This is a genomic window from Methylobacterium frigidaeris (assembly GCF_022179185.1).
Taxonomy (GTDB): Bacteria; Pseudomonadota; Alphaproteobacteria; order Rhizobiales; family Beijerinckiaceae; genus Methylobacterium; species Methylobacterium frigidaeris.
On record NZ_BPQJ01000031.1, the window covers coordinates 1 to 20,885 of the forward strand.

Annotated in this window: 21 protein-coding genes and 1 other RNA gene; 11 read left to right on the forward strand and 11 right to left on the reverse strand. The window is 70.6% G+C overall.

Annotated elements, in window-relative coordinates:
• Positions 1 to 135 precede the first annotated feature (135 nt).
• Together MFF64_RS25250 and MFF64_RS25255 are read left to right on the forward strand one after the other, a co-directional pair.
• Complete coding sequence (locus MFF64_RS25250; RefSeq protein ID WP_099899209.1) at positions 136 to 1,272, forward strand: M20 family metallopeptidase; 1,137 nt, start codon at positions 136 to 138, stop codon at positions 1,270 to 1,272.
• A 91-nt stretch (positions 1,273 to 1,363) separates the two neighbouring features.
• Positions 1,364 to 1,951 (forward strand): NUDIX domain-containing protein, encoded by a 588-nt coding sequence (locus MFF64_RS25255; protein WP_238192727.1) that lies wholly within the window; start codon positions 1,364 to 1,366, stop codon positions 1,949 to 1,951.
• A gap of 93 nt (positions 1,952 to 2,044) precedes the next feature.
• Here the strand turns inward: MFF64_RS25255 and MFF64_RS25260 are convergent, their stop codons facing one another.
• On the reverse strand, positions 2,045 to 3,034 hold the full coding sequence (locus MFF64_RS25260) for an alpha/beta fold hydrolase (RefSeq protein WP_099903826.1): 990 nt from the start codon (positions 3,032 to 3,034) through the stop codon (positions 2,045 to 2,047).
• A 299-nt stretch (positions 3,035 to 3,333) separates the two neighbouring features.
• Here MFF64_RS25260 and ffs point away from each other — a divergent pair.
• From ffs to MFF64_RS25300, 8 genes are all read left to right on the forward strand, one after another.
• An RNA gene (ffs, locus tag MFF64_RS25265) (signal recognition particle sRNA small type) lies at positions 3,334 to 3,430 on the forward strand.
• A gap of 63 nt (positions 3,431 to 3,493) precedes the next feature.
• Positions 3,494 to 5,464, forward strand: coding sequence for a DNA polymerase III subunit gamma/tau (locus MFF64_RS25270; protein WP_238192728.1), 1,971 nt, complete (start codon positions 3,494 to 3,496; stop codon positions 5,462 to 5,464).
• A gap of 78 nt (positions 5,465 to 5,542) precedes the next feature.
• Entirely contained in the window at positions 5,543 to 5,863 is a 321-nt protein-coding gene (locus MFF64_RS25275; RefSeq protein WP_099898587.1) for a YbaB/EbfC family nucleoid-associated protein, read from the forward strand.
• A gap of 67 nt (positions 5,864 to 5,930) precedes the next feature.
• On the forward strand, positions 5,931 to 6,536 hold the full coding sequence (recR, locus tag MFF64_RS25280) for a recombination mediator RecR (protein ID WP_099898585.1): 606 nt from the start codon (positions 5,931 to 5,933) through the stop codon (positions 6,534 to 6,536).
• 102 nt (positions 6,537 to 6,638) lie between these two features.
• Positions 6,639 to 7,154 carry a peptide deformylase gene (def, locus tag MFF64_RS25285; RefSeq protein ID WP_099898583.1) on the forward strand — a complete coding sequence of 172 codons (516 nt, stop codon included), beginning with the start codon at positions 6,639 to 6,641 and terminating at the stop codon, positions 7,152 to 7,154.
• A gap of 5 nt (positions 7,155 to 7,159) precedes the next feature.
• Positions 7,160 to 8,092, forward strand: a complete 933-nt coding sequence (fmt, locus tag MFF64_RS25290; protein WP_099898581.1) for a methionyl-tRNA formyltransferase — start codon at positions 7,160 to 7,162, stop codon at positions 8,090 to 8,092.
• Positions 8,092 to 8,844: a tRNA pseudouridine(38-40) synthase TruA gene (gene truA, locus MFF64_RS25295; protein ID WP_099898579.1), complete on the forward strand. Its 753-nt coding sequence runs from the start codon at positions 8,092 to 8,094 to the stop codon at positions 8,842 to 8,844. Before fmt ends, truA begins: the two co-directional genes overlap by 1 nt.
• A gap of 78 nt (positions 8,845 to 8,922) precedes the next feature.
• Positions 8,923 to 9,273 carry a CCDC90 family protein gene (locus MFF64_RS25300; RefSeq protein ID WP_099898577.1) on the forward strand — a complete coding sequence of 117 codons (351 nt, stop codon included), beginning with the start codon at positions 8,923 to 8,925 and terminating at the stop codon, positions 9,271 to 9,273.
• A 125-nt stretch (positions 9,274 to 9,398) separates the two neighbouring features.
• Here MFF64_RS25300 and MFF64_RS25305 read toward each other — a convergent pair whose 3' ends face one another.
• On the reverse strand, positions 9,399 to 9,968 hold the full coding sequence (locus MFF64_RS25305; RefSeq protein WP_099898575.1) for a hypothetical protein: 570 nt from the start codon (positions 9,966 to 9,968) through the stop codon (positions 9,399 to 9,401).
• A gap of 65 nt (positions 9,969 to 10,033) precedes the next feature.
• Positions 10,034 to 11,224 (reverse strand): succinyl-diaminopimelate desuccinylase, encoded by a 1,191-nt coding sequence (dapE, locus tag MFF64_RS25310; protein ID WP_425324285.1) that lies wholly within the window; start codon positions 11,222 to 11,224, stop codon positions 10,034 to 10,036.
• A gap of 135 nt (positions 11,225 to 11,359) precedes the next feature.
• Between dapE and MFF64_RS25315 the strand changes: the two genes are divergently transcribed.
• Complete coding sequence (locus tag MFF64_RS25315; protein ID WP_099898573.1) at positions 11,360 to 12,139, forward strand: HesA/MoeB/ThiF family protein; 780 nt, start codon at positions 11,360 to 11,362, stop codon at positions 12,137 to 12,139.
• 28 nt (positions 12,140 to 12,167) lie between these two features.
• Here the strand turns inward: MFF64_RS25315 and MFF64_RS25320 are convergent, their stop codons facing one another.
• The 8 genes from MFF64_RS25320 to rpmI form a co-directional block, all read right to left on the reverse strand.
• Positions 12,168 to 14,150, reverse strand: a complete 1,983-nt coding sequence (locus tag MFF64_RS25320) for a methyl-accepting chemotaxis protein (protein WP_238192729.1) — start codon at positions 14,148 to 14,150, stop codon at positions 12,168 to 12,170.
• Between the two features lie 388 nt (positions 14,151 to 14,538).
• On the reverse strand, positions 14,539 to 15,456 hold the full coding sequence (locus MFF64_RS25325; RefSeq protein ID WP_099898571.1) for a DUF1186 domain-containing protein: 918 nt from the start codon (positions 15,454 to 15,456) through the stop codon (positions 14,539 to 14,541).
• 62 nt (positions 15,457 to 15,518) lie between these two features.
• Complete coding sequence (gene pheT, locus MFF64_RS25330) at positions 15,519 to 17,942, reverse strand: phenylalanine--tRNA ligase subunit beta (RefSeq protein WP_099898569.1); 2,424 nt, start codon at positions 17,940 to 17,942, stop codon at positions 15,519 to 15,521.
• Positions 17,943 to 17,959: 17 nt separating this feature from the next.
• Complete coding sequence (locus MFF64_RS25335; RefSeq protein WP_099898567.1) at positions 17,960 to 18,439, reverse strand: hypothetical protein; 480 nt, start codon at positions 18,437 to 18,439, stop codon at positions 17,960 to 17,962.
• On the reverse strand, positions 18,439 to 18,753 hold the full coding sequence (locus tag MFF64_RS25340; RefSeq protein WP_099898565.1) for a hypothetical protein: 315 nt from the start codon (positions 18,751 to 18,753) through the stop codon (positions 18,439 to 18,441). The genes MFF64_RS25335 and MFF64_RS25340 overlap by 1 nt, the downstream gene beginning before the upstream one ends.
• A gap of 23 nt (positions 18,754 to 18,776) precedes the next feature.
• Positions 18,777 to 19,859, reverse strand: a complete 1,083-nt coding sequence (pheS, locus tag MFF64_RS25345; protein WP_099898563.1) for a phenylalanine--tRNA ligase subunit alpha — start codon at positions 19,857 to 19,859, stop codon at positions 18,777 to 18,779.
• A 171-nt stretch (positions 19,860 to 20,030) separates the two neighbouring features.
• On the reverse strand, positions 20,031 to 20,408 hold the full coding sequence (gene rplT / locus MFF64_RS25350) for a 50S ribosomal protein L20 (protein WP_048451616.1): 378 nt from the start codon (positions 20,406 to 20,408) through the stop codon (positions 20,031 to 20,033).
• Positions 20,409 to 20,474: 66 nt separating this feature from the next.
• Entirely contained in the window at positions 20,475 to 20,678 is a 204-nt protein-coding gene (gene rpmI, locus MFF64_RS25355; protein WP_007561407.1) for a 50S ribosomal protein L35, read from the reverse strand.
• Positions 20,679 to 20,885 lie beyond the last annotated feature (207 nt).

A 20,885-nucleotide genomic window follows, 5' to 3' on the forward strand; every position in this document is an offset into this window, starting at 1 on the left:
GATGCGCCGGTCGCCTTCGCATCGACGCGTCGATGCGAAGGCGCGAGGGTATGAGGCGCGCTTCTTGATTGCGCCGCAATTCGCGCGCCGAAGCGGTGACGCCGTCTCTCTGTTAGATCATTCCCGAGGCTCCCGATGACCCCGTCCCCCTTGCCCACCGACGTCTCGCCGGAGCGCGCCGTCGCGGCCATCTCGCGCTGGCTGGCGGTGGAGAGCCCGACGGATTCGGCCGAGGGCGTGAACCGGATGATGGACCTCGTCACTGACGAGGCCGCCACTCTCGGCCTCGCCGCGGAGCGGGTGCCGGGTCGGGACGGGTTCGGCGACAACCTGATCCTGCGGGCGGGGCCGCGAACGAGCGAGCCCGGCATCCTGGTCCTCTCCCATCTCGACACCGTGCACCCGATCGGCACGCTCGCCAGCGATCTGCCGGTACGGGTCGAGGGCGACCGGCTCTACGGCCCGGGCGTCTACGACATGAAGGGCGGTGCCTGGCTGGCGCTCCAGGCCTTCGCGGCGGCGTCCCGGTCCGGCCTTGCGCGGCGCCCCCTTACCTTCCTGTTCACCAGCGACGAGGAGACGGGCTCGCAATCGACCCGCTCGCTGATCGAGGATCTGGGCCGCAGAAGCGCCGCCGTTCTGGTAACCGAGCCCGGCCGCGACGGCGGCAAGGTGGTGACCGGACGCAAAGGCGTCGGGCGCTTCGACGTCCATGTCGAGGGCCGCCCCTCGCACGCCGGAACCCGCCACGCCGACGGCCGCAACGCCATCCGGGAGGCCGCCCGGCTGATCCTCGAGATCGAGGGGCTGACCGATTACGCCCGCGGCGTCACCATCACGGTCGGAATCATCGCCGGCGGCACCGCCGAGAACGTGGTGCCGCAGCATTGCCGCTTCGCCGTCGACCTGCGGGTCGTCACCGCGGCGGACGGGCAGGATTACGCGAGCCGGATCCTCGGGCTTTCCGCCACCGAGGACTTTCGCGTGACGGTGACCGGCGGCATGAACCGGCCGCCCTACGACGCCGGAGCGGGTGCCGCGCTCTATGCCCATGCCCGGTCGCTGGCGCGGGACGAGCTCGGGATCGAGCTCGGCGAGGTGCCGCTGACCGGCGGCGGCTCGGACGGCAACTTCACCGCCGCCCTCGGCGTCCCGACCCTCGACGGCCTCGGCATCGACGGCGACGGGGCGCACACGCTCCAGGAATACGGCCTGATCTCCTCGATCGCCCCGCGCACGCGGCTGATGCAGCGGCTGCTCGAAACGCTGTGAGGATCCGGGGCGGAGCGATCTTTCGCGCCCGCCCCGCGTTGCCGGCCCGCATCCTGCAAGGATGCGGAATCGCCACGGACGGCAGGCGCGCATGATCAACCGCACCAACCCTTGGGTGACGCTCGCGCGCGAGCGCCGCTACGAGGACCGCTATCTCGGCGTCGATCTGGATCAGCTCCGCCACGAATCCGGCCGCGAGCACCCCCACGTCGCCCTGCGCTTCAAGGTGTTCGGTGTCGCGGTGCTGCCGGTCGATCCCGAAGGCCGGGTCACCCTGATCGGCCAGTACCGCTACGTGCTCGACCGCTTCACCTGGGAACTGCCCCGCGGCTCCGGTCCGGTCACCGACGATGCCCTCGCCACCGCCCGGCGCGAACTCGCGGAGGAGACCGGCGACGAGGCCGAATCCTGGCTCGAGCTGCTGCGCCTCGACGCCTCGCCGGGCATCTCGAGCGAGCGGGTGCCGGGCTTCGTCGCCTGGAACCTGCGCCGCGGTCCGGCCCATCCGGACCCGCAGGAGAGCCTGCGGGTGCGCCGCCTGCCCTTCGCCGAGGCGGTGGTCGAATCGTTGTCGGGGGCGATCACCGACGGGCCGAGCGTGGCCTTGCTCCTGTGCCTGGCCGAGCGGGCCCGGCGTGGGGATCTGCCGGAGGATCTGTTGGGGTTGGTCCGGGAGTAGCTCAGGCGCGGGTTCTTCCCCTCTCCCCGCGCCTCTTCTTTCCCCGGACAGCTCAGCAACAGCGGCCGGTAAAGGCCGCCTCACCGGGCCGCCTCATCTGGCCGCCAGCTCCCTCAGCAGCGCCTCATGGAACCGGTCCGGTGCCTCGACCTGCGGCGAGTGGCCCAGCCCCTCGAACATCACCAGCCTCGCCCCCTTGATCCGCGCCGTCACCTCGGGTCCGAGCCGGTCGTAGCGCCCCAGCGTCGCGGCGAGGGCCGGCGCGGCGCGGTTGGCGCCCGGAGCCGTGCGGTCCTTGTCGCCGACCATCAGCACGGTCGGCACGACCAGGCGGTCGAATTCGTGCACCACTGGCTGGGTGAACACCATGTCCGAGGTCTGGGCCTGGTTCCAGGCCACGCGCTCGGCGCCGGGACCCGCGTAGAGCCCGGCCTGCATCTCGACCCAGCGGTCGTATTCGGGCTTCCACTGGCCGTCGTAGTAGAACTTGAGCTGGTAGGCCTTGATGCCGGCCGCGCTCGTCTTGCGCTCGGCGGCGTAGGCGTCGTCGATGGTCTGATAGGGCACGCCTTTCTGTTGCCAGTCCTCGAGCCCGAGGGGATCGACCATCACCAGCTGCTCGACCGCGTCGGGGAACATCAGGGCGTAGCGGGCCGCCAGCATGCCGCCCATCGAGTGCCCGACGATGGTGGCTCGCCGGATGCCGAGGGCGGCGAGCAGCCCGTGGGTGTTGGTGGCGAGCTGGTTGAAGCTGAACTGGTAGCCGACGGGCTTCGTCGACTTGCAGAACCCGACCTGGTCGAGGGCGAGCACCCGGTAGCCGGCCCGCGCCAGGACGCCGGCGGTGTCGCCCCAGGTGGCGGCGCAGAAGTTCTTGCCGTGGAGCAGCACCACGGTGCGGCCGTTCGGGCGCTCCGGCGTCACGTCCATGAAGGCCATCGACAGGTCCTGTCCCTGCGACGTGAGGGCGTGGCGCTTGACCGGGTAGGGATAGTCGAAACCCTCGAGCTCGGGCCCGTAGGTGGGAGCGGCGGACACCGCCTTGGCGGTCAGAAGGGCGACGGCGAGAAGCGGGAGGCGCATGCGGCAGGGTCTCCGGTGACGACGAAGCTCTTACAACGCGCCACCGCCGCGGAGCCATGCGCCCCCCGGAGGCAGCGTCTCAGGTCGAGCACCCTACCGGCTCCCACCGGCTCCGACGTAGCAGGACATGCGATTCTCCCGGTTCGGGGCCACGGAAACCCAGACGACAGGATCGCGCGGGCGGACGGGACGAGTGCGGGGCGCAGGCTCGGCTCGGTTGCCGGCCGACTCAAACCTGGGGACGCGACCAGGCCAGACCCGCGCTTGCGTTTCCGGCGGCGTCCCGCCATATAAGGCCCGGGAGGTTGGCGAGGGACGTTTCACTCGCCAACCGGGTCAGGTCCGGAAGGAAGCAGCCCTAACGAGACCGAGCGGGTTTTCGTCCAGCCTCCCACCCACCCCCTTTCAGGAGCGCGTGCGCCCCCTTCCCGGGGGCCGCCCTCACGACCCTGCGAGCGCATGGACGAGACCTCCGGCACGCCCTCGATCGACGAGCCGGGTCTCCCCGGGTTCAGCGCCGCTCCGACTCCACCGGCCCCCGCCTACCGGGTCCTGGCGCGCAAGTACCGCCCGAAGGATTTCGACGACCTGATCGGCCAGGGGGCCATGGTGCGCACCCTGGCGAACGCCTTCGCGGCCGGCCGCATCCCGCAGGCCTGGATGCTCACCGGCGTGCGCGGCGTCGGCAAGACCACCACGGCCCGCATCCTCGCTCGTGGCCTCAACTACGCCCTGCCCGACGATCCCAATGCCGGGCCGACGATCCGGCTTCCCCGGCTCGGCCTCCACTGCGCCGCCATCATGGAATCCCGGCACATCGACGTGCTGGAGATGGACGCCGCCTCGCATACCGGCATCGACGACGTCCGCCAGATCATCGACGGCATCCGCTACTCGCCGGTCTCGGCGCGCTACAAGGTGTACATCGTCGACGAGGTCCACATGCTGTCCGAGAAGGCGTTCAACGCCTTCCTGAAGACGCTGGAGGAACCGCCGCCGCACGCGAAGTTCGTCTTCGCCACCACCGAGATCCGCAAGGTTCCGGTCACCATCCTGTCGCGCTGCCAGCGCTTCGACCTGCGCCGGGTCGAGGCCGGCGCCCTGATCGCGCATCTCCAGAAGATCTGCGACGCCGAGGGCGTCGCGGCCGAGTCTGAGGCGCTCGCAGCCATCGCGCGGGCCGCCGAGGGCTCGGTGCGCGATTCGCTCTCGCTCCTCGACCAGGCGATCGCCCACGGTGCCGGCCACGTCACCGCCGAGACGGTGCGCGACATGCTCGGCCTCGCCGACCGGGCCCGGGTCGTCGACCTGTTCGAGGCGGCGATGCGCGGGGACGTTCCCGCCACCTTCGCGGAGTTGCGGGCCCAGCACGAGGCAGGGGCCGATCCGGCGGTGGTGCTCTCTGATCTTGCCGAGTTCACCCATCTCGTCACCCGGCTGAAGCTCGCCCCCGACTCCGCCCGCGCCGACACCTCGCTCAGCGAGGTCGAGCGGGTGCGCGGCGGCGATTTCGCCGACCGGCTCTCGGTGCGGGCCCTGTCCCGTGCCTGGCAGATCCTGCTCAAGGCGATTCCCGAGGTGCAGACGGCGACCCGGCCGCTGGCCGCGGCCGAGATGGCGCTCGTGCGCCTGATCTACGCCGCCGATCTGCCGACGCCGGACGAGGCCCTGCGCCAGATCAAGGAGGGCGGCAGCCTCGCTCTCCCGGTCCGGGCACCGGCCGGCACGTCCGCGGGCACGTCCGCGGGCGCGCCCACGATGCAGGCGGCCCCGGCGGTGGCCCCGGTGATGCAGACCGCAGCCCCGGTTCCGGCCTCCGCCACGGTCCTGCGCGCCGCGAGTCCCGCGGCGCCAGCCCTGGCGCGCAGCCTGCCGGAAGCTTCCCCAGCCGAAGCGGCGCCCCGTCCGGCTCCGCCCGCCGCAATGCCGCGCCCGACCCTGGTCCAGCCCGCGCCTGCCGCCAGGCCCGATGCGGCCCGGTCCAACCCCGCCGCGAAAGCCGAATCCGGCCCGCGCCTGCGGCGGTTCGAGGACGTGGTGGCGCTCGCCGACGAGCGCCGCGACATCGGCCTGAAGATGGCCCTGGAGCGGGACGTGCATCTCGTCCGGTTCGAGGACGGACGCATCGAGTTCCGCCTCGCCGAGGGCGGGCGACCGACGCTCGCCAACGAACTCGGCAACGCCCTGACTCTGTGGACCGGCCGGCGCTGGGTGGTCGCCCTGTCGCAGGAGACCGGCGAGGCGACGCTCGATGCCCGCGCCAAGGCCGCGGTTCAGAGCCGCCACCAGGGCGCCGCGAGCCATCCTCTGGTCCAGGCGGTGCTGAAGAACTTCCCGGGCGCCCAGATCGTCGACGTGCGCGACAAGGCGCCCGACCCACCCGATCTCGGCGACGTCCCGCCGCCGGATTCCGACGATCCGGACCTGTAACGGCCAGACCGGTAGCCGGCAGCCCGCCGACACCCCACATTCCTCCTGAATGCTCTCTCACACCGCGAGGACGCCGCCATGGACATCATGGGACTGATGAAGCAGGCCCAGGCCATGCAGCAGAAGATGGCCGACCTTCAGTCCGAGCTCGACGCCGTCCAGGTCACGGGCGCCTCCGGCGGCGGCTCCGTCTCTGTGACGATGACCGCGAAGGGCGACGTGAAGGGCCTCACCCTGGACGCCGCTCTGCTCGTGCCGGACGAGAAGGAGATCCTGGAGGATCTGATCGTCGCGGCGCTGAACGATGCCAAGGCCAAGGCCGAGCGCGCCGCCCAGGAGCGGATGCAGGAGCTGACCAAGGGCCTTCCCCTGCCTCCGGGCATGAAGCTGCCGTTCTAGCCCGTCTCCCCTCCCCGCAGGGGGAGGGAGACATCGCGCATCCTCCTCAAGACAGGGCCCGAGTTTCATGCCCCAGGCCGTCGCGGGCCCGGAGATCGAGCGGCTGATCCAGCTCCTGGCCCGCATGCCCGGCCTCGGGCCGCGCTCGGCCCGCCGCGCCGCCCTCCAGCTCATCAAGAAGCGCGAGACGCTGCTGGCGCCGCTGGCCGACGCCATGCGGGTCGCCGCCGACCGGATCGTGGTCTGCCACGAATGCGGCAACGTCGACACGCAGGATCCCTGCACGATCTGCCGCGACCAGAGCCGCGATCCCTCGATGCTGGTGGTGGTCGAGGACGTGTCGGACCTGTGGGCGCTGGAGCGTTCCGGCGCCGTGACGGCCCGCTACCACGTGCTCGGCGGCGTGCTCTCGGCTCTCGACGGAGTGCGACCCGAGAACCTGAACTTGGGCCGCCTGGTCGAGCGGGTGAGCGCGCCCGAGATGCGCGAGGTGATCCTGGCGCTCAACGCCACGGTCGATGGCCAGACCACCGCCCACTACGTCACCGAGCTCCTGACCCACCTGCCGATCAAGGTGACACGGCTCGCCCACGGCGTGCCGGTCGGCGGCGAGCTCGATTACCTCGACGAGGGCACCCTGTCGGCGGCGATCCGCCAGCGCACCGCGTTCTAGCGTCGGCCGTCATCGGGTTTGACCCGGTGGACACGAATCCTTATCTCCCGGAGACTTGCGGGCGCCGATCGGCGCCCGACTCCCCGAATTCCTGGCGCAAGAATGAGCATCCGTCCCCTCGTCATCCTGCCGGACGCGCGCCTGCGCGAGATCTCGGCGCCGGTCGGCACGATCACCGGCGACGTGCGGAAGCTCGCGGCCGACATGCTGGAGACGATGTACGACGCCCCCGGCGTCGGCCTCGCCGGCATCCAGATCGGCGAGCCGGTGCGCATCGTCACCATCGACACCTCGAAGGAGAAGGAGGACCGCAAGCCGCTGGTTCTCCTCGATCCCGAGATCGTCTGGTCCTCGGAGGAGACACGGCCCTACGAGGAGGGCTGCCTGTCGATCCCCGACTACTACGCCGAGGTGATCCGGCCCGACCGGGTGCGGGTGCGCTTCCGCACCCTCGATGGCGAGACCGTGGAGCAGGAGGCCGACGGCCTGCTCGCCACCTGCCTCCAGCACGAGATCGACCACCTCAACGGCGTGCTGTTCATCGACCACCTGTCGAAGCTCAAGCGCGACCGGGTGATGAAGAAGTTCGCCAAGGCGGCCAAGCGCGAAGCCGCGTAACGATCATGCCCCTCAAGGTCGTGTTCATGGGCACCCCGGATTTCGCGGTGCCGACCCTCGCCGAGATCGTCGGCGGCGGCCACGAGGTCGTGGCGGTCTATACCCGCGCGCCGGCCCCGGCCGGCCGCGGCATGGCGTTGCGGCCTTCCCCGGTCCAGGCCCTGGCGGAGAAGTTCGGCCTCCCCGTCCTGACGCCGAAGACCCTGCGCACCGAGGAGGCGGCCGAGACCTTCCGCGCCCATGCGGCCGACGTCGCCGTGGTGGTGGCCTACGGCATGATCCTCCCCCCGGCGATCCTCGATTCGCCGGCCCTCGGCTGCCTCAACCTGCACGCCTCGCTGCTGCCGCGCTGGCGCGGCGCGGCGCCGATCCAGCGTGCCGTGATGGCGGGCGACGAGGAGACCGGCGTCGCGGTGATGCGGATGGAGCCGGGCCTCGATACCGGCCCGGTCGGCATGGTCGAGCGGGTGGGTATTCTCCCCGACATGACGTCCGGCGAGTTGCACGACCGGCTGATGCCGCTCGGCGCCGACCTGATGGCGCGGGCGCTCGGGGCGCTGGAGCGCGGCAACCTTCAGTTCCGGGCGCAGAGCCCGGAGGGTGTCGAGTACGCCCACAAGATCACCAACGAGGAGGCGCGGCTCGACTGGTCGCAGCCGGCTAAAACCCTCCACGACAGGGTGCGCGGCCTGTCGCCCTTCCCCGGCGCCTACGTCACGGCCGATCTCGGCCGCGGGCCGGAGCGGGTGAAGGTGCTGAGGGCGCGGCTCGCCGAGGGGTCGGGCGAGCCCGGCACGCTGCTCGATGCTGCCGGCACGGTCGCGGCCGGCGAGGGCGCTCTGCGCCTCGTCACCGTGCAGCCCGCCGGCAAGGGCGCGATGCCGTTCGAGGACTTCGCCCGCGGCCGGCGGCTCGCGCCGGGCACCCGCCTCGCCTGATGCCCCGCTACAAGCTCGTCGTCGAGTATGACGGCACCGCCTTCGCCGGCTGGCAGCGCCAAGCCGCCGATCGCTCGGTGCAGCAGGCGCTGGAAGAGGCGATCGCCCGATTCGTCGGCGGGCCGGTCCGGGTTCACTGCGCCGGGCGCACCGATGCCGGCGTGCACGCCACGCATCAGGTCGTCCATCTCGATCTCGACAAGCCCTGGCGCACCGACACCGTGCGCGACGCCGCCAACGCCCATCTGCGGCCCGAGCCGGTGGCGGTGATCGCGGCGGCCGAGGTCGGGCCGGATTTCGACGCCCGCCACTCGGCGATCAAGCGCCACTACCGCTACCGCATTCTCAACCGCCGCTCCCCGCCGGCGCTGACCCGCGGCTTCGTCTGGCACGTGCCCTGGGCCCTCGATGCCGGGCGGATGCACGAAGCCGCGCAGCTGATGCTCGGCCGGCACGATTTCTCCGCCTTCCGGGCGGCGGAGTGCCAGGCCAACAGCCCGGTACGCACCCTCGACCGGCTCGACGTGGCGCGCGAGGGCGAGGAGATCGTCGTCATCACCGCCGCGCGCTCGTTCCTGCACCATCAGGTGCGCGGCATGGTCGGCACCCTGATGCTGGCCGGTGGCGGCCGACTGACGCCCCAGGGCGTGCGCGACGTGCTCGATTCCCGCGACCGCACCCGCTGCGGGCCCCTCGCCCCCTCCGGCGGGCTGACGCTGATCGGGGTGGATTATCCGGTTGAGTTCGGATGACCTTGCGTCACTGCTGCACGCTTGGCCGCCTGAGGCGTTTCTGACATCGTTGGGAGTGCCGGAGCCGAGCGACCGACCATGACCGCCTTCGACACCGACGCCCTCGTCCGCCGGCTCAAGGCGCCCGGTCTGTCGGAGGATCAGGCCGAGGCGATCACGGGCGTGTTGAAGGATGGGCGCGAGTCGGATCTGGCATCGCTCGCAACGAAGGTCGACCTGCGGGAGAGCGAGATCGCGCTGAGGACGGACCTGCGAGAGGCCGAGGCCTCGCTGAAGACCGATCTGCGGGAGACCGAGAATCGGTTGAAGGCAGACCTGCGAGAGACCGAACTTCGCCTGGACGCGAAAATCGTCGATCTCGCCCAGAAGATCGTGGACCTGTCCCACCGAACGGATCTGGGTTTGGCGGCGGGCCGGGCCGACTTATAGCTCCTCGAACAGCGGATGATCGTGAAGCTCGGCACGCTGGCCGCGGCGGGGGTTGGCATCCTGATCGCGGCCATCCGCTACTTGCCGCACGTTGGGCATTGAGCTGTGTCGCGGCGAAAATTCGGTCACACCAGGGTGTGCGCCCCGCCGGCGATGCCGGCGATCAGCCCGAAGCAGGCGAGCGTGACGAAGGCCGCAGCCGGTCCCGGCAGGTCGAGGATCGCCCGGGTGGCGCGGCCGTGCAGCCACAGCATCACCACCAGGAAGGCGCCGGCATCGAGCGCCGCGAGGCCCGGCGTCGCGAGGTCGAGGAGCAGCAGGCAGCCCGGGAGCGCCAGGGCGGCGAGGCCCGTCGCGAGACACCAGTTGGTGACGACCACGAAGGGCACGTAGGCCCGCGTGCGGCCGAGACGGCGCAGGACGGCGATCATCGCCAGCGGCACGGCGAGGAAGCCCGCCATCACCCCGGCGAGGACCGCCACCGTGACGTGGTCGAGCTGGAACGGCGCCGTGCCGGCCCCACGCTCCAGGGCGAGAGCCACCGTGACCGCCGGCGCGGTTAGCCAGACAGCTCCGAAGGAGCGCCAGAAGCCGCGCTCGCTCACGTCGAAGTGGTGCAGGGCATCCGACCGGAAGCCGATCAGGCCGGCGGTGCCGCGCAAGGAGCGGACCACCTCGTCAGCGCTCACGAACATCGACGGCCTCCCGGGGATCAAGACCGGCAGATTCAACTTTCGTCTAATGCCGGTCAAGCCTGACGCTACGTCGCGGGGGCGAGAGGGAAATACGCCTCCAGCACCCGTTCGTAGATTGCCGTGAGCCGGTCGAGATCGGCGACCGTCACCCTCTCGTCGACCTGGTGCATCGTCTGCCCGACGAGGCCGAACTCGATCACCGGACAGGCATCCTTGATGAAGCGGGCATCCGACGTGCCGCCAGTGGTCGAGAGGACGGGCCGGCGGCCGGTCTCGGCCTCGATCGCGTCCGCGACCTGCTCCACGAAGGCGTCGGGCGCGGTCAGGAAGGCGACGGAGTTGGTCGGGCGCACGTCGAGGCTGTAGCGCACGCGGTTTCCCGCGGCTTCGGCGAGGCGCCGCTCCAGCTCGGCGGCCAGGGTCTCGGGCGTCCAGAGGTCGTTGAAGCGGATGTTGAAGGTCGCCCGCGCCTCGGCCGGGATCACGTTGGTCGACGGGTTGCCGACATCCATCGTGGTGAATTCGAGGTTCGAGGCGTCGAAATGCGCCGTGCCGGCATCGAGCGGCTCAGCCAGCAGCCCCTGTGCCAGACGCAGGAGGCCGGGGATCGGGTTCTCGGCCCGGTGCGGATAGGCGACGTGGCCCTGAACCCCATGCACGGTGAGGCTCGCGGTGAGCGAGCCGCGCCGGCCGATCTTGATCATCTCGCCGAGGGTGTCTGGGTTGGTCGGCTCGCCGAGGAGGCAATGCGTGAAGCGCTCGCCCCGGCCCCGCGCCCAGTCGAGGAGCTTGACGGTGCCGTTCACCGCCGGCCCCTCCTCGTCGCCGGTGATCAGGAACGCGATGGCGCCGCCGAAATCCGGCCCGCGCCGCGCGAGGAAGGCGAGCACTGCCGCCAGCATGCAGGCGATGCCGCCCTTCATGTCGACGGCGCCGCGGCCGAACAGCTCCCCGCCCTCGACCGTGCCGGCGAACGGATCGTGACGCCAGGCAGCGGCGTCGCCCGGCGGCACCACGTCGGTGTGGCCGGCGAACAGCAGGCACGGCCCGTGACCGATGCGGGCGTAGAGGTTCTCGATGTCGGGCGTGCCCGGCTCGGAGAAGACCGGACGCTCGACCACGAACCCGGCCTGGTCGAGGATCCCGGCGAGGTAGGCGAGCGCCCCGCCCTCGTGCGGCGTCACGGAGGGGCAGCGGATCAGCCCCTGGGCAAGGTCCAGCGGGGAATCGGTGAGGGGGGCGTGCGAGTCGGTCACGGGCAGCCGGTGGTTCGAGGGCCTGCGGATGGCCGCGAGCCGTAGCGCCGATCGGCGCGGATGAGAACCATCGCCATGGCAGCCCTTCCCCCGAGGCCCTTCCCCGCGCCCGGCGTCTCGCTTAACCAGTGCCGCATGACCGCGCTCAGCCCCGACGAGATCGAACGCTACGCCCGCCACATCGTGCTGCGGGAGGTCGGCGGCCCCGGCCAGGTCCGCCTCAAGGCGGCGCGGGTGCTGGTGATCGGCGCCGGCGGCCTCGGCGCGCCGCTGATCCAGTACCTGGCGGCGGCCGGGATCGGCACGATCGGCATCGTCGACGACGATACGGTCTCGCTCTCGAACCTGCAGCGCCAGGTGATTCATGGCACGCCCGATATCGGCCGGCCGAAGGTCGAGAGCGCGGCGGAGGCGGTGGCCCGGCTCAACCCGAATGTCCGGATCGAGGCCCACGCCACCCGGCTGACGCCGGAGAACGCGGAAGCGCTGATCGCTGCTTACGACCTCGTCGCCGACGGCTCGGACAATTTCTCCACTCGCTACGCCGTCTCGGATGCCTGCTACCGGGCCCGCCGGCCGCTGGTGACCGCAGCCCTCGGCCAGTTCGACGGCTCGCTCACCACGATCCGAGCTCACGAGACCGGGTCGGACGGACGGCCGAACCCGACCTATCGCTGCCTCTTCCCGAGCCCGCCGCCGGCCGGCTCGGTGCCGACCTGCGCCGAGGCGGGGGTGCTGGGCGCCCTCGCCGGCCTGATGGGCTCGCTGATGGCGCTCGAGGTGATCCGCGCCATCGCCGGCTTCGGGGAGCCCCTGGTGGGGCGCCTGCTGATGGTCGACGCCCGTTCTCTGCGCTTCGAGACGCTGTCCTACGCCTGGGACCCAGGCAACCCCTTGAGCGGGGCGGACCGCTAGACGCCGCCCCACCTGTTCCCGAAATCGCTCAGGCCGCCCGAATCTCGCCCAGGAAGCCGTCGACCTCCTGCTTGACGGTCAGGGACTGAGTCGCCAGGTCGGCGGCGGCCGCGAGCACCTGCGAGGCCGCGCCGCCGGTCTCGTCCGCCAGCGACAGCACGCGGGCGACGCTGGACGAAACGTCCTGGGTGCCGCGCGCCGCCTCGTTGGCGTTGCGGGAGATCTCCGCCGTCGCCGCCGTCTGCTCCACGACCGTCGCGGCGATGGCGCTGCTGATCTCGTTCAGCACTGCGATCGTGCCGCCGATCTGCCGGATGGCGGTGCTCGCCCGATCGGTGGCGGCCTGGATCGCCGTGATCTGCCCGCCGATCTCCTCGGTCGCCCGCGCCGTCTGGCCGGCCAGTTCCTTCACTTCCGCCGCCACCACCGCGAAGCCGCGTCCGGCCGCGCCCGCCCGGGCGGCCTCGATGGTCGCGTTGAGGGCGAGGAGGTTGGTCTGGCTGGCGATGGCCGAGATCGTGGTGACGGCGGCCCCGATCTGGGTCGCTGCGGTGTCGAGGCTCGCCATGGCGACGTTGGTGGCGTCGGCTTCTTGCGCCGCGTGGCCGGCGACCTCCCGTGAATGCACCACCTGGCGCTCGATCTCGCGCAGCGAGGCCACCATCTCCTCGGCCGCCGCCGCGACGGTCTGGACGTTGGCCGAGGTCTCCTCGGCGGCGGCGCTGGAGGCGACCGCCTGGGCGTTGGTGCCGTCGGCAACCTGGGTCATCGAGCGGGCGGTGACGTCGAGCTCGGAGGCGGCCGAGGTGACGATCTCGAGCGAGCCGGCGACCCGCTGCTGGAAGGCGCTGATCAATGCGTCGACCCGGTCGGCGCGGCGCTGGCGGGCGGATTGCTGGGCGGCCTGGTCGGCCTCCAGCGCGACGCGCGCCACCGCGTTCTGACGAAAGACCTCCACGGCCCGCGCCATCTCGCCCATCTCGTCGGTGGCATCCTGCGACGGGACCGCGATGGCGGTCTCGCCCGCAGCGAGGCGGCTCATCGCCCGGGTCATGCCGGAGATCGGGCGGGTGATGCTGCGCCCGATCAGGACGGCCAGGGCGGCGCTGATCGCCAGGATCAGCGCCAGCAGCACGACCTGCACCTGCTTCGTCGATTCCATCGTGGCGCTGCTGCGCGCGGTGATGTCCTGCAGCACGGTGTCCAGCTTGGCGCGCACCTCCGTGCCGGTGGCGACGAGCGCCTCCGCCTTGGTCTTCAGGCTCTGCTCGTAGAGCGCCTCGCTCTCGAGCATCGCGGCGGCGGCGGCCGTGATGTGCCGGTTGAGGCGCAGCAGGGCCTCCTCGACGATGCCGAGATCCCGCCGCTGCGCCGACGTCAGGTTCAGCGGCTTCAGCTTCGCGATCGTCGCCTCGGCGCTGGTGAAGGTCGCGGCCGAGAGCGCGCGGGTCTTCGGGTCGGTCGTCGCCAGGAAGCGCCAGTTCATGACACGAAACAGCAGCAGGGTTCGCTCGATCTCCACCGCCTGATCCAGGATCGTCTCGTCGCCGGACCGGAGCTGGGTGTTGAGCGCGCCCGAGGCTTTGGTCAGGTCGTCGCCCGAGGTGTAGACCCCGGCCTTGTTCTCGCGGATCTGCGTGCCGAGTGCGACCAGTTTCGGGAGTTCCGCGGCGAGACGGCTCGACTGGTCGTGCAGACCGGCGTAGAGCGCTCGCCGCTCATTCGACAAAGCCCGCCGCACGAGTCCCTCGGTCAGTTGCGTGATGTCCGACAGACTGGACTGCATGCCGGCCGCCGCGTCCGCGCTCGGCGTCATCCGGTACTTCAGGCTCTGAGCCAGGAAGCGGTCGGTCAGGCCGTTCACCGTGTAGAGTTCGCGAGCCGCCCGCTCAAGCTGAGCCTTGTATTTGTACATCTCGTCGAGACTCTCGGACTGCCGATAGGCGAAACCGCCCATCACGGCCGCAAGGATCGCCAGAAGCGTGAAGCCGCCGTACAAGCGTGCACGCATGTGGATTCGCATCGGATGGCTCACCTACCTCAAAGAACGATGAGGCCAACGCTGCGCCATGTTTCAGAAAATTCCGTAAACAATTTTGACATTGTCGTTTTTAGGAATATATTCATCGCAATGATCTTCTATATAACTGTTTCTTCGCCATCGTTATGAAAGCCAACAATCGTGCCGGCGCATGACGAAGGTGCGGATCGCGGAGGTTTCATCAAGTATGCCGCACGGGCAATTGCCCGCTTTTGCGGCACTTAGATGCGAAATTTACCTTATACGGAAGGGAGGGCGCGTCGCTTGCAGCGTCGCGCCTGGACGGCGGAACGGATCACGGCGCGCCCACGACACGTCAGCGTGCCGTCCACCTCGGGCGCGGTCCGACCCCCCGATATCAGCGCAGCGGCGGCAGCGGCGGCAGGGCGGCGAAGCCCTGCTCGACCTTGTCGAGGCAGCACTTCTTGAACTTCTTGCCGCTGCCGCAAGGGCACGGATCGTTGCGGCCGATGTCGCGGTAGGGGTTGCGCTCGGGGATCGGCAGGCCGTTCTTGTCGAGATCGGGCAGGTAGTCGTCGGCGCCCTCGCGGGTGTGATCGAGCACACCGATCAGGTCATCGAGGTAGTCGATCGTCAGATCGGCGAAGCGATCGCGGCTCTTCGGTCGCAGGCGGGCTTCCTTGAGGGTGTCCTGCACCATCTTCCAGCCGACGATGGTACCGGCATTGCGGCCATCCTTGCGCGCCGCCTTGAGGCGGGGGACGAGGTCGTCGAAGCCGAGCAGAGAGATCGCGTCCTCCCAGCCCTGCCAGACCTCCTCCGCGTCGGGAGCGCCCAGGCGCTCGTCGTCGAAGCGGACCAGGAATGCCTTCACCGTGTCGCGATCGACGCGCCCGTCCGCGGTCAGCAGCGCGAGGGCGTGGAAGAGCTGCATCCGCGCGATGCCGACGGGAGCCTCGCCGGCGATGGCGGCCAGCAGCCGGTCGGCATCGCCGTCGAAGCTGCTGGCGACGAGGCTCGCGAGGGTGTTCGGGTAATCCTCGCCGAGTGCCGCCGCGATCGCGTCGTCGTCGCGGCGCAGGAGGCGCATCAGGGCTGCGTGGATCCGGGTGTCCCGGACCGAGGCCAGGACGTGGATGCCCCAGAACAGCAGGCACCGCTCGGGCTCGGTCAGCTCCTCGCCGTCGGCGGCCCGGTCGAGGATCGCCAGAACCTGCTCGGCGATCGAGTCCGGCGCCGCCAGCGCCCGTTCCAGGGCCTCCTCCGGCAGATAGGTCGCCCCCGACAGCGCCCGGATCAGATCGGTCTCTGCCATGCCCGCCTCCTCCCGCCTGTCTCTCCCGGCGGCGCGCAACGCGCCGCCGGCCGGTTTCAAGATCAGCCCCGCAGGGTCGCGCCGGTCTTGCGCGTCACCTCGGCGACGATCTTCTGGCTCACCGCCTCGATCTCGGCGTCGGTGAGGGTGCGCTCGGTCGGCTGGAGCCGCAAAGCCACGGCGACGGACTTCTGGTCCTCGCCGATCCCGGCGCCCTCGTAGACGTCGAACACCTCGATGCCGGTGACGAGGTTGCGCTCGGCCGCTTGCGCCGCCTTCAGGATATCGCCCGCCGCCACGGTACGGGAGACCACGAAGGCGAAGTCGCGGGTGAGCGGCTGGAAGTCCGGCAGGCTCGCCGCCGGCTTCATCTTGGTCGGCCGGTGCTTCGGCAGCGGCAGGGCGTCGAGGGTGATCTCGCAGACCACCACCGGGCCCTTGATGTCGAGCGCCTTCAGCACCCGCGGGTGCAGCTCGCCGAAGAAGCCGACCGGGTTGCGCGGCCCGAACTGGAGCGTGCCGGAGCGGCCGGGATGCAGCCAGTCCGGCCCGCCGGCGACGACCTGGAGGCCGCCGGTCGGCACGCCGAGGGAGGTGAGCAGCGCGAGCGCGTCGGCCTTGGCCTCGAAGGCATCGACCGGGCGGGCCGATCCGTCCCAGTGCCGGCCGGCGCCGCCGTGGCGGGCGGAGCCGCGGCGAAGCGCCGTCGCCTTGGTGGTCTGGCCCTCCGGCTGGTCGGAGGCGAAGCACTGTCCGACCTCGAACAGGGCGACGTCGCCGTATCCGCGGTCGGCGTTGCGTTGCGCCGCCCGGGCGAGGCCCGGCACCAGGCTCGGACGCATGTCGGAGAGGTCGGCGGCGATCGGGTTGGCCAGCGCCAGCTCCGGCTTGCCGCCGCCGAACAGGGTGGCGTCGGCATGCGCGATGAAGGACCAGGTCACCGCCTCGACGAGGCCCCGCGCCGCGAATTCGCGCTTGGCCTGCCGCGTGCGCTTCTGCATCACGGTGAGGACCGGGCGGATCACCGTCGCCTCGATCCGCGGCAGGGGCTTGGGCTCGATCCGGTCGAGGCCGGCGATGCGCACGATCTCCTCGACGAGGTCGGCCTTGCCCTCGACGTCGGGGCGCCAGGACGGGGCCAGCACCTTGGCCCGGTCACCGGTGCCGGCGACGTGGAAGCCCAGCGCCTCCAGCGTCACCTTCATCTCCGGCCGCGGCAGGTCGAGGCCGGAGAGCCGGCGCACCTCGGTCCAGGGGAAGTCGATGATGCGGTCGGTGTCCGGCACCTCGCCCGACACGGTCGCCTCGCTCGGGCTGCCGCCGCAGAGGTCCAGCACCAGGCGCGTCGCCAGGTCGAGGCCCGGCAGGGCGAAGGCCGGATCGACCCCGCGCTCGAAGCGGTAGCGGGCATCCGTGACGATGCCGAGGCGCCGGCCGGTGCGGGCGATGGTGAGCGGGTCCCACAGGGCCGATTCGATCAGCACGTCGGTCGTGCCCTCGTCGCAGCCCGAATGCTCCCCGCCCATGATGCCGGCGATCGACTCGACGCCGTTCTCGTCGGCGATGACGATCGTGCCGTCGTCGAGCCGATACTGGCGCCCGTCGAGGGCCAGCACCTCCTCGCCGTCGCGGGCGCGGCGCACGGTGAGGTTGCCCTTCACCTTGGCGGCGTCGAAGACGTGGAGCGGCCGGCCGCGGTCGAAGGTGATGTAGTTGGTGATGTCGACGAGCGCATTGATCGGCCGCAGGCCGATCGCGGTCAGGCGCCGGCGCATCCATTCGGGCGAGGGCCCGTTCTTCACGCCGCGCACCAGCCGCAGGCCGAAGAGCGGGCAGAGATGCGCATCCTCGGGGGCGAAGTCGCGGGTCACGGAGACCGGGCAGGCCCCCTCCCCCCGCACGGGCGCGAGCTGCTCGTGCCGCAGGGTACCGATGCCGGCCGCCGCCAGGTCGCGGGCGATGCCGTGGATGCCGGTGCAGTCGGGCCGGTTCGGCGTCAGGTTGATCTCGATCACCGGGTCGTCGAGGCCGGCGAAGGCCGCGTAGGGCTGGCCGACCGGCGCCTCGGCGGGCAGGTCGAGGATGCCGTCATGGTCGTCCGACAGGCCGAGCTCGGCGCCGGAGCACAGCATGCCCCGGCTCTCGACGCCGCGGATCACGCCCACCGACAGGGTGATGTTCTTGCCCGGCACGTAGGTGCCGGGGGGGGCGAACACGGTCTTCATGCCGGCGCGCGCGTTCGGCGCGCCGCAGACCACCTGCACGGGGGCGCCCTCGCCGGTGTCGACGGTGCAGACCCGCAGCCGGTCGGCGTTGGGGTGCTGCTCGGCGGTGAGCACGGCGGCGATGCGGTAGGCCGACAGATCCGCGGCCTTGTCCTCGACGCGCTCGACCTCCAGGCCGATGCGGGTCAGCGTCTCGACGATCACGTCGAGGGGGGCGTCGGTGTCGAGGTGGTCCTTGAGCCAGGAGAGGGTGAATTTCATGCGTGTAACCTCTCGGCTCAGGCGAGCCGGGTCTTCGTGATGAGGAGGACGGCCAGCCGGCGGCGCTGGTCGTCGTCGAGGGATTCGAGGTCGGGAATGGTCTTGCGGGCGACGGCGATGCGGGTGGCGTCGCGACTGATGTCCAGGCCCGGCGGGCTGTGATCGGCCTTGTGCCGGCGATCCTGCAGATCAGCGAAGGCGACCCCGATCTCCGCGATGACCGGCCCGAGCTCGGCGGCCTCGCGCGTGGCCAGGCGCTTGCGAACCTGGCCATGATCGAGGAGCCGGTAGATCGGCTCGACCAACGCAGCATCGCGTGTCCAGACACCGAGCGCCCGGGCACAGACGAAGCAGAGCCCGTGAAACACGGCGTAATAGGCGCTGCTCACGGCGCGCCGCATCGCCGCCTTCTGCAGGTTGCGACGCCCACCCTGCTCGGCGAGCGCGTCGGCGACATCGAGGAGATCGTAGACGAGGGGATTACCGAGCCGCGGCATCAGGCGTCCTCTTCCGCGTCCCGGTAATTCTCGTCGTCGTCTCCGAGGATCTCGTCGTCCGGATAGTCGAAATCGAGGTAGGGGAAGCGCTCCTCCCCTCGCTCGAGCAGCACTCGCCGGATCGCCGCATTCGCAGCGTTCGCTTCCGCCCCGCCGGTCAGTCCTGCACCGGGCTCGAAAGGGGCGACGACGAACAGCGACCGCTCGTCGGTCTGGTTGTAGCCCGGGCGCACCTCGACCCGCTCGTAGCCGGCTCCGGCATAGTTGCGTGTCAGAATCTCGTCGGCGATCGTCGTGATCTCGTCCACGGTCATGGCGCGCCTCTCCGAAGCGTCTCTCAGCCGGTCAGGCCGCCGACCAGGCTCGGGATGTCGAGGGGCCGGAAGCCGTAATGCTCGAGCCAGCGCACGTCGGCCTCGAAGAACGGGCGCAGGTCCGGCATGCCGTATTTGAGCATCGCGATCCGGTCGATGCCCATGCCCCAGGCGAAGCCCTGCACGGTGTCCGGGTCGAGGCCGCAATTGCGCAGCACGTTCGGGTGCACCATGCCGCAGCCGAGGATCTCGAGCCAGTCGTCGCCCTCGCCGAAGCGGATCTCGCCGCCCTTGCGCGAGCACTGGATGTCGACCTCGGCCGAGGGCTCGGTGAAGGGGAAGAACGACGGCCGGAAGCGCATCTTGACGCTGTCGACCTCGAAGAACGCCTTGCAGAACTCCTCCAGGATCCACTTCAAATGGGAGATGTTCGCCTGGCGGTCGATCACCAGGCCCTCGACCTGGTGGAACATCGGGGTGTGGGTCTGGTCGGAATCGTGCCGGTAGGTGCGGCCGGGGCAGATCACCCGGATCGGCGGCTGGACCGACCGCATCGTACGAACCTGGACCGGCGAGGTGTGGGTGCGCAGGAGCTTGCGCTTCCCGTCCCGGTCGGGCCGCAGGAAGAAGGTGTCGTGCATCTCCCGGGCCGGGTGGCCTTCGGGGAAGTTGAGCGCCGTGAAGTTCAGCTCGTCGGTCTCGACGTCCGGGCCTTCGGCGATCGAGAAGCCCATATCGCCGAAGATCGCCGTGATCTCGTCCATCACCTGGGTGATCGGGTGGATGCGCCCGCGCGTCTCCGGCCCCTCGCGCACCGGCAGGGTCACGTCGATCCGCTCGGCGGCGAGGCGCGCCGTCAGCGCCGCTTCCGCCAGGGTCTCGCGCCGGGACTGGATCGCGCCCTGGACCCGGTCGCGCAGGCCGTTGATCAACGGGCCCTGCTCCTTGCGCGCCTCGGGGCTCATGGTCCCTAAGGTCTTCAGCAGCTCGGAGACGGCGCCCTTCTTGCCGAGGGCCGCGACGCGCACGCCGTCGAGCGCCGCCTCGTCGGCGGCGTCGGCGACCTTGGCAAGGAGATCGGTTTCGAGGCTGGTGAGATCGGTCATGGTCTGCTCAATCGGGGCTCGCGGATGCCCTGCAACGCGCCGCCCCGCTCCGTCAACCCGGGCGGCGGAAACGGTCGTCGCAACGCAAAACGGCCCGCGCGGGCGGGCCGTGATGGGGCAGTCTCGACGGATCAGGCCCGCGTGAGGGTGCGGGCCCGAGGTGCCGGCGGCTTACGCCGCCTTGACGAGCTCGGCCGGCAGGGCCGACTTGGCCGTCTCGACCACGGCGACGAAGGCCGCCGGCTCGTGGATGGCGAGCTCCGACAGGGCCTTGCGGTCGACCTGCACGCCGGCCTTGGCCAGGCCGTCGATGAAGCGCGAGTAGGTCAGGCCGTGCGGGCGGACCGCGGCGTTGATGCGCTGGATCCACAGGGCGCGGAAGTTGCGCTTCTTGTTCTTACGATCGCGGTAGGCATATTGCATGCCCTTCTCGACCGCCTGCTTGGCGATCCGGATCGTGTTCTTGCGCCGGCCGTAATAGCCCTTGGCGGCCTTGAAAACCTTCTTGTGCTTGGCGTGGCTGGTCACGCCGCGCTTGACGCGGGCCATGGTGATCTCCTGGGGGTTCTACGAAACAGAGTGCGGGACGAAGCGTCTTCTCGGCGAAGCCGGCTCTTACCGGGCGTTCGGCAGGAAGTACTTCTTCACGTTGGCGGCATCGCCCTCGAAGAGGGTGGTCGTGCCGCGCAGGTTGCGGATCTGCTTCGTGGTCCGCTTGATCATGCCGTGGCGCTTGCCGGCCTGGGCGTACATGACCTTGCCGGTCCCGGTGATCTTGAAGCGCTTCTTGGCGCCCGACTTGGTCTTCAGCTTGGGCATTTTGCTCTCCTGACGCGAACTCCACCGGGGATCCGCCACGGGCGGGCCCCGACGATCGCGCTCGATCGAAGGTGTGGAGCGACACGAACCGCCACGGCAGCCCTCACGGCCGGGCGGTTCGGCGAGGCGCGCGCTATAGCAGGGACCGGGGCTTCACGCAATCGTCGCATCGTCGGGCGCTGCACCCCTGTGTGAGACGGGAACGAA

Excerpts from the sequence above, each read along its gene's own strand:
- MFF64_RS25250 (WP_099899209.1), top strand. The coding sequence starts at position 136 with ATGACCCCGTCCCCCTTGCCCACCGACGTCTCGCCGGAGCGCGCCGTC.
- MFF64_RS25255 (WP_238192727.1), top strand. The coding sequence starts at position 1,364 with ATGATCAACCGCACCAACCCTTGGGTGACGCTCGCGCGCGAGCGCCGC.
- MFF64_RS25260 (WP_099903826.1), bottom strand. The coding sequence starts at position 3,034 with ATGCGCCTCCCGCTTCTCGCCGTCGCCCTTCTGACCGCCAAGGCGGTG.
- MFF64_RS25270 (WP_238192728.1), top strand. The coding sequence starts at position 3,494 with ATGGACGAGACCTCCGGCACGCCCTCGATCGACGAGCCGGGTCTCCCC.
- MFF64_RS25275 (WP_099898587.1), top strand. The coding sequence starts at position 5,543 with ATGGACATCATGGGACTGATGAAGCAGGCCCAGGCCATGCAGCAGAAG.
- recR (WP_099898585.1), top strand. The coding sequence starts at position 5,931 with ATGCCCCAGGCCGTCGCGGGCCCGGAGATCGAGCGGCTGATCCAGCTC.
- def (WP_099898583.1), top strand. The coding sequence starts at position 6,639 with ATGAGCATCCGTCCCCTCGTCATCCTGCCGGACGCGCGCCTGCGCGAG.
- fmt (WP_099898581.1), top strand. The coding sequence starts at position 7,160 with ATGCCCCTCAAGGTCGTGTTCATGGGCACCCCGGATTTCGCGGTGCCG.
- truA (WP_099898579.1), top strand. The coding sequence starts at position 8,092 with ATGCCCCGCTACAAGCTCGTCGTCGAGTATGACGGCACCGCCTTCGCC.
- MFF64_RS25300 (WP_099898577.1), top strand. The coding sequence starts at position 8,923 with ATGACCGCCTTCGACACCGACGCCCTCGTCCGCCGGCTCAAGGCGCCC.
- MFF64_RS25305 (WP_099898575.1), bottom strand. The coding sequence starts at position 9,968 with ATGTTCGTGAGCGCTGACGAGGTGGTCCGCTCCTTGCGCGGCACCGCC.
- MFF64_RS25315 (WP_099898573.1), top strand. The coding sequence starts at position 11,360 with ATGACCGCGCTCAGCCCCGACGAGATCGAACGCTACGCCCGCCACATC.
- MFF64_RS25320 (WP_238192729.1), bottom strand. The coding sequence starts at position 14,150 with ATGCGTGCACGCTTGTACGGCGGCTTCACGCTTCTGGCGATCCTTGCG.
- MFF64_RS25325 (WP_099898571.1), bottom strand. The coding sequence starts at position 15,456 with ATGGCAGAGACCGATCTGATCCGGGCGCTGTCGGGGGCGACCTATCTG.
- pheT (WP_099898569.1), bottom strand. The coding sequence starts at position 17,942 with ATGAAATTCACCCTCTCCTGGCTCAAGGACCACCTCGACACCGACGCC.
- MFF64_RS25335 (WP_099898567.1), bottom strand. The coding sequence starts at position 18,439 with ATGCCGCGGCTCGGTAATCCCCTCGTCTACGATCTCCTCGATGTCGCC.
- MFF64_RS25340 (WP_099898565.1), bottom strand. The coding sequence starts at position 18,753 with ATGACCGTGGACGAGATCACGACGATCGCCGACGAGATTCTGACACGC.
- pheS (WP_099898563.1), bottom strand. The coding sequence starts at position 19,859 with ATGACCGATCTCACCAGCCTCGAAACCGATCTCCTTGCCAAGGTCGCC.
- rplT (WP_048451616.1), bottom strand. The coding sequence starts at position 20,408 with ATGGCCCGCGTCAAGCGCGGCGTGACCAGCCACGCCAAGCACAAGAAG.
- rpmI (WP_007561407.1), bottom strand. The coding sequence starts at position 20,678 with ATGCCCAAGCTGAAGACCAAGTCGGGCGCCAAGAAGCGCTTCAAGATC.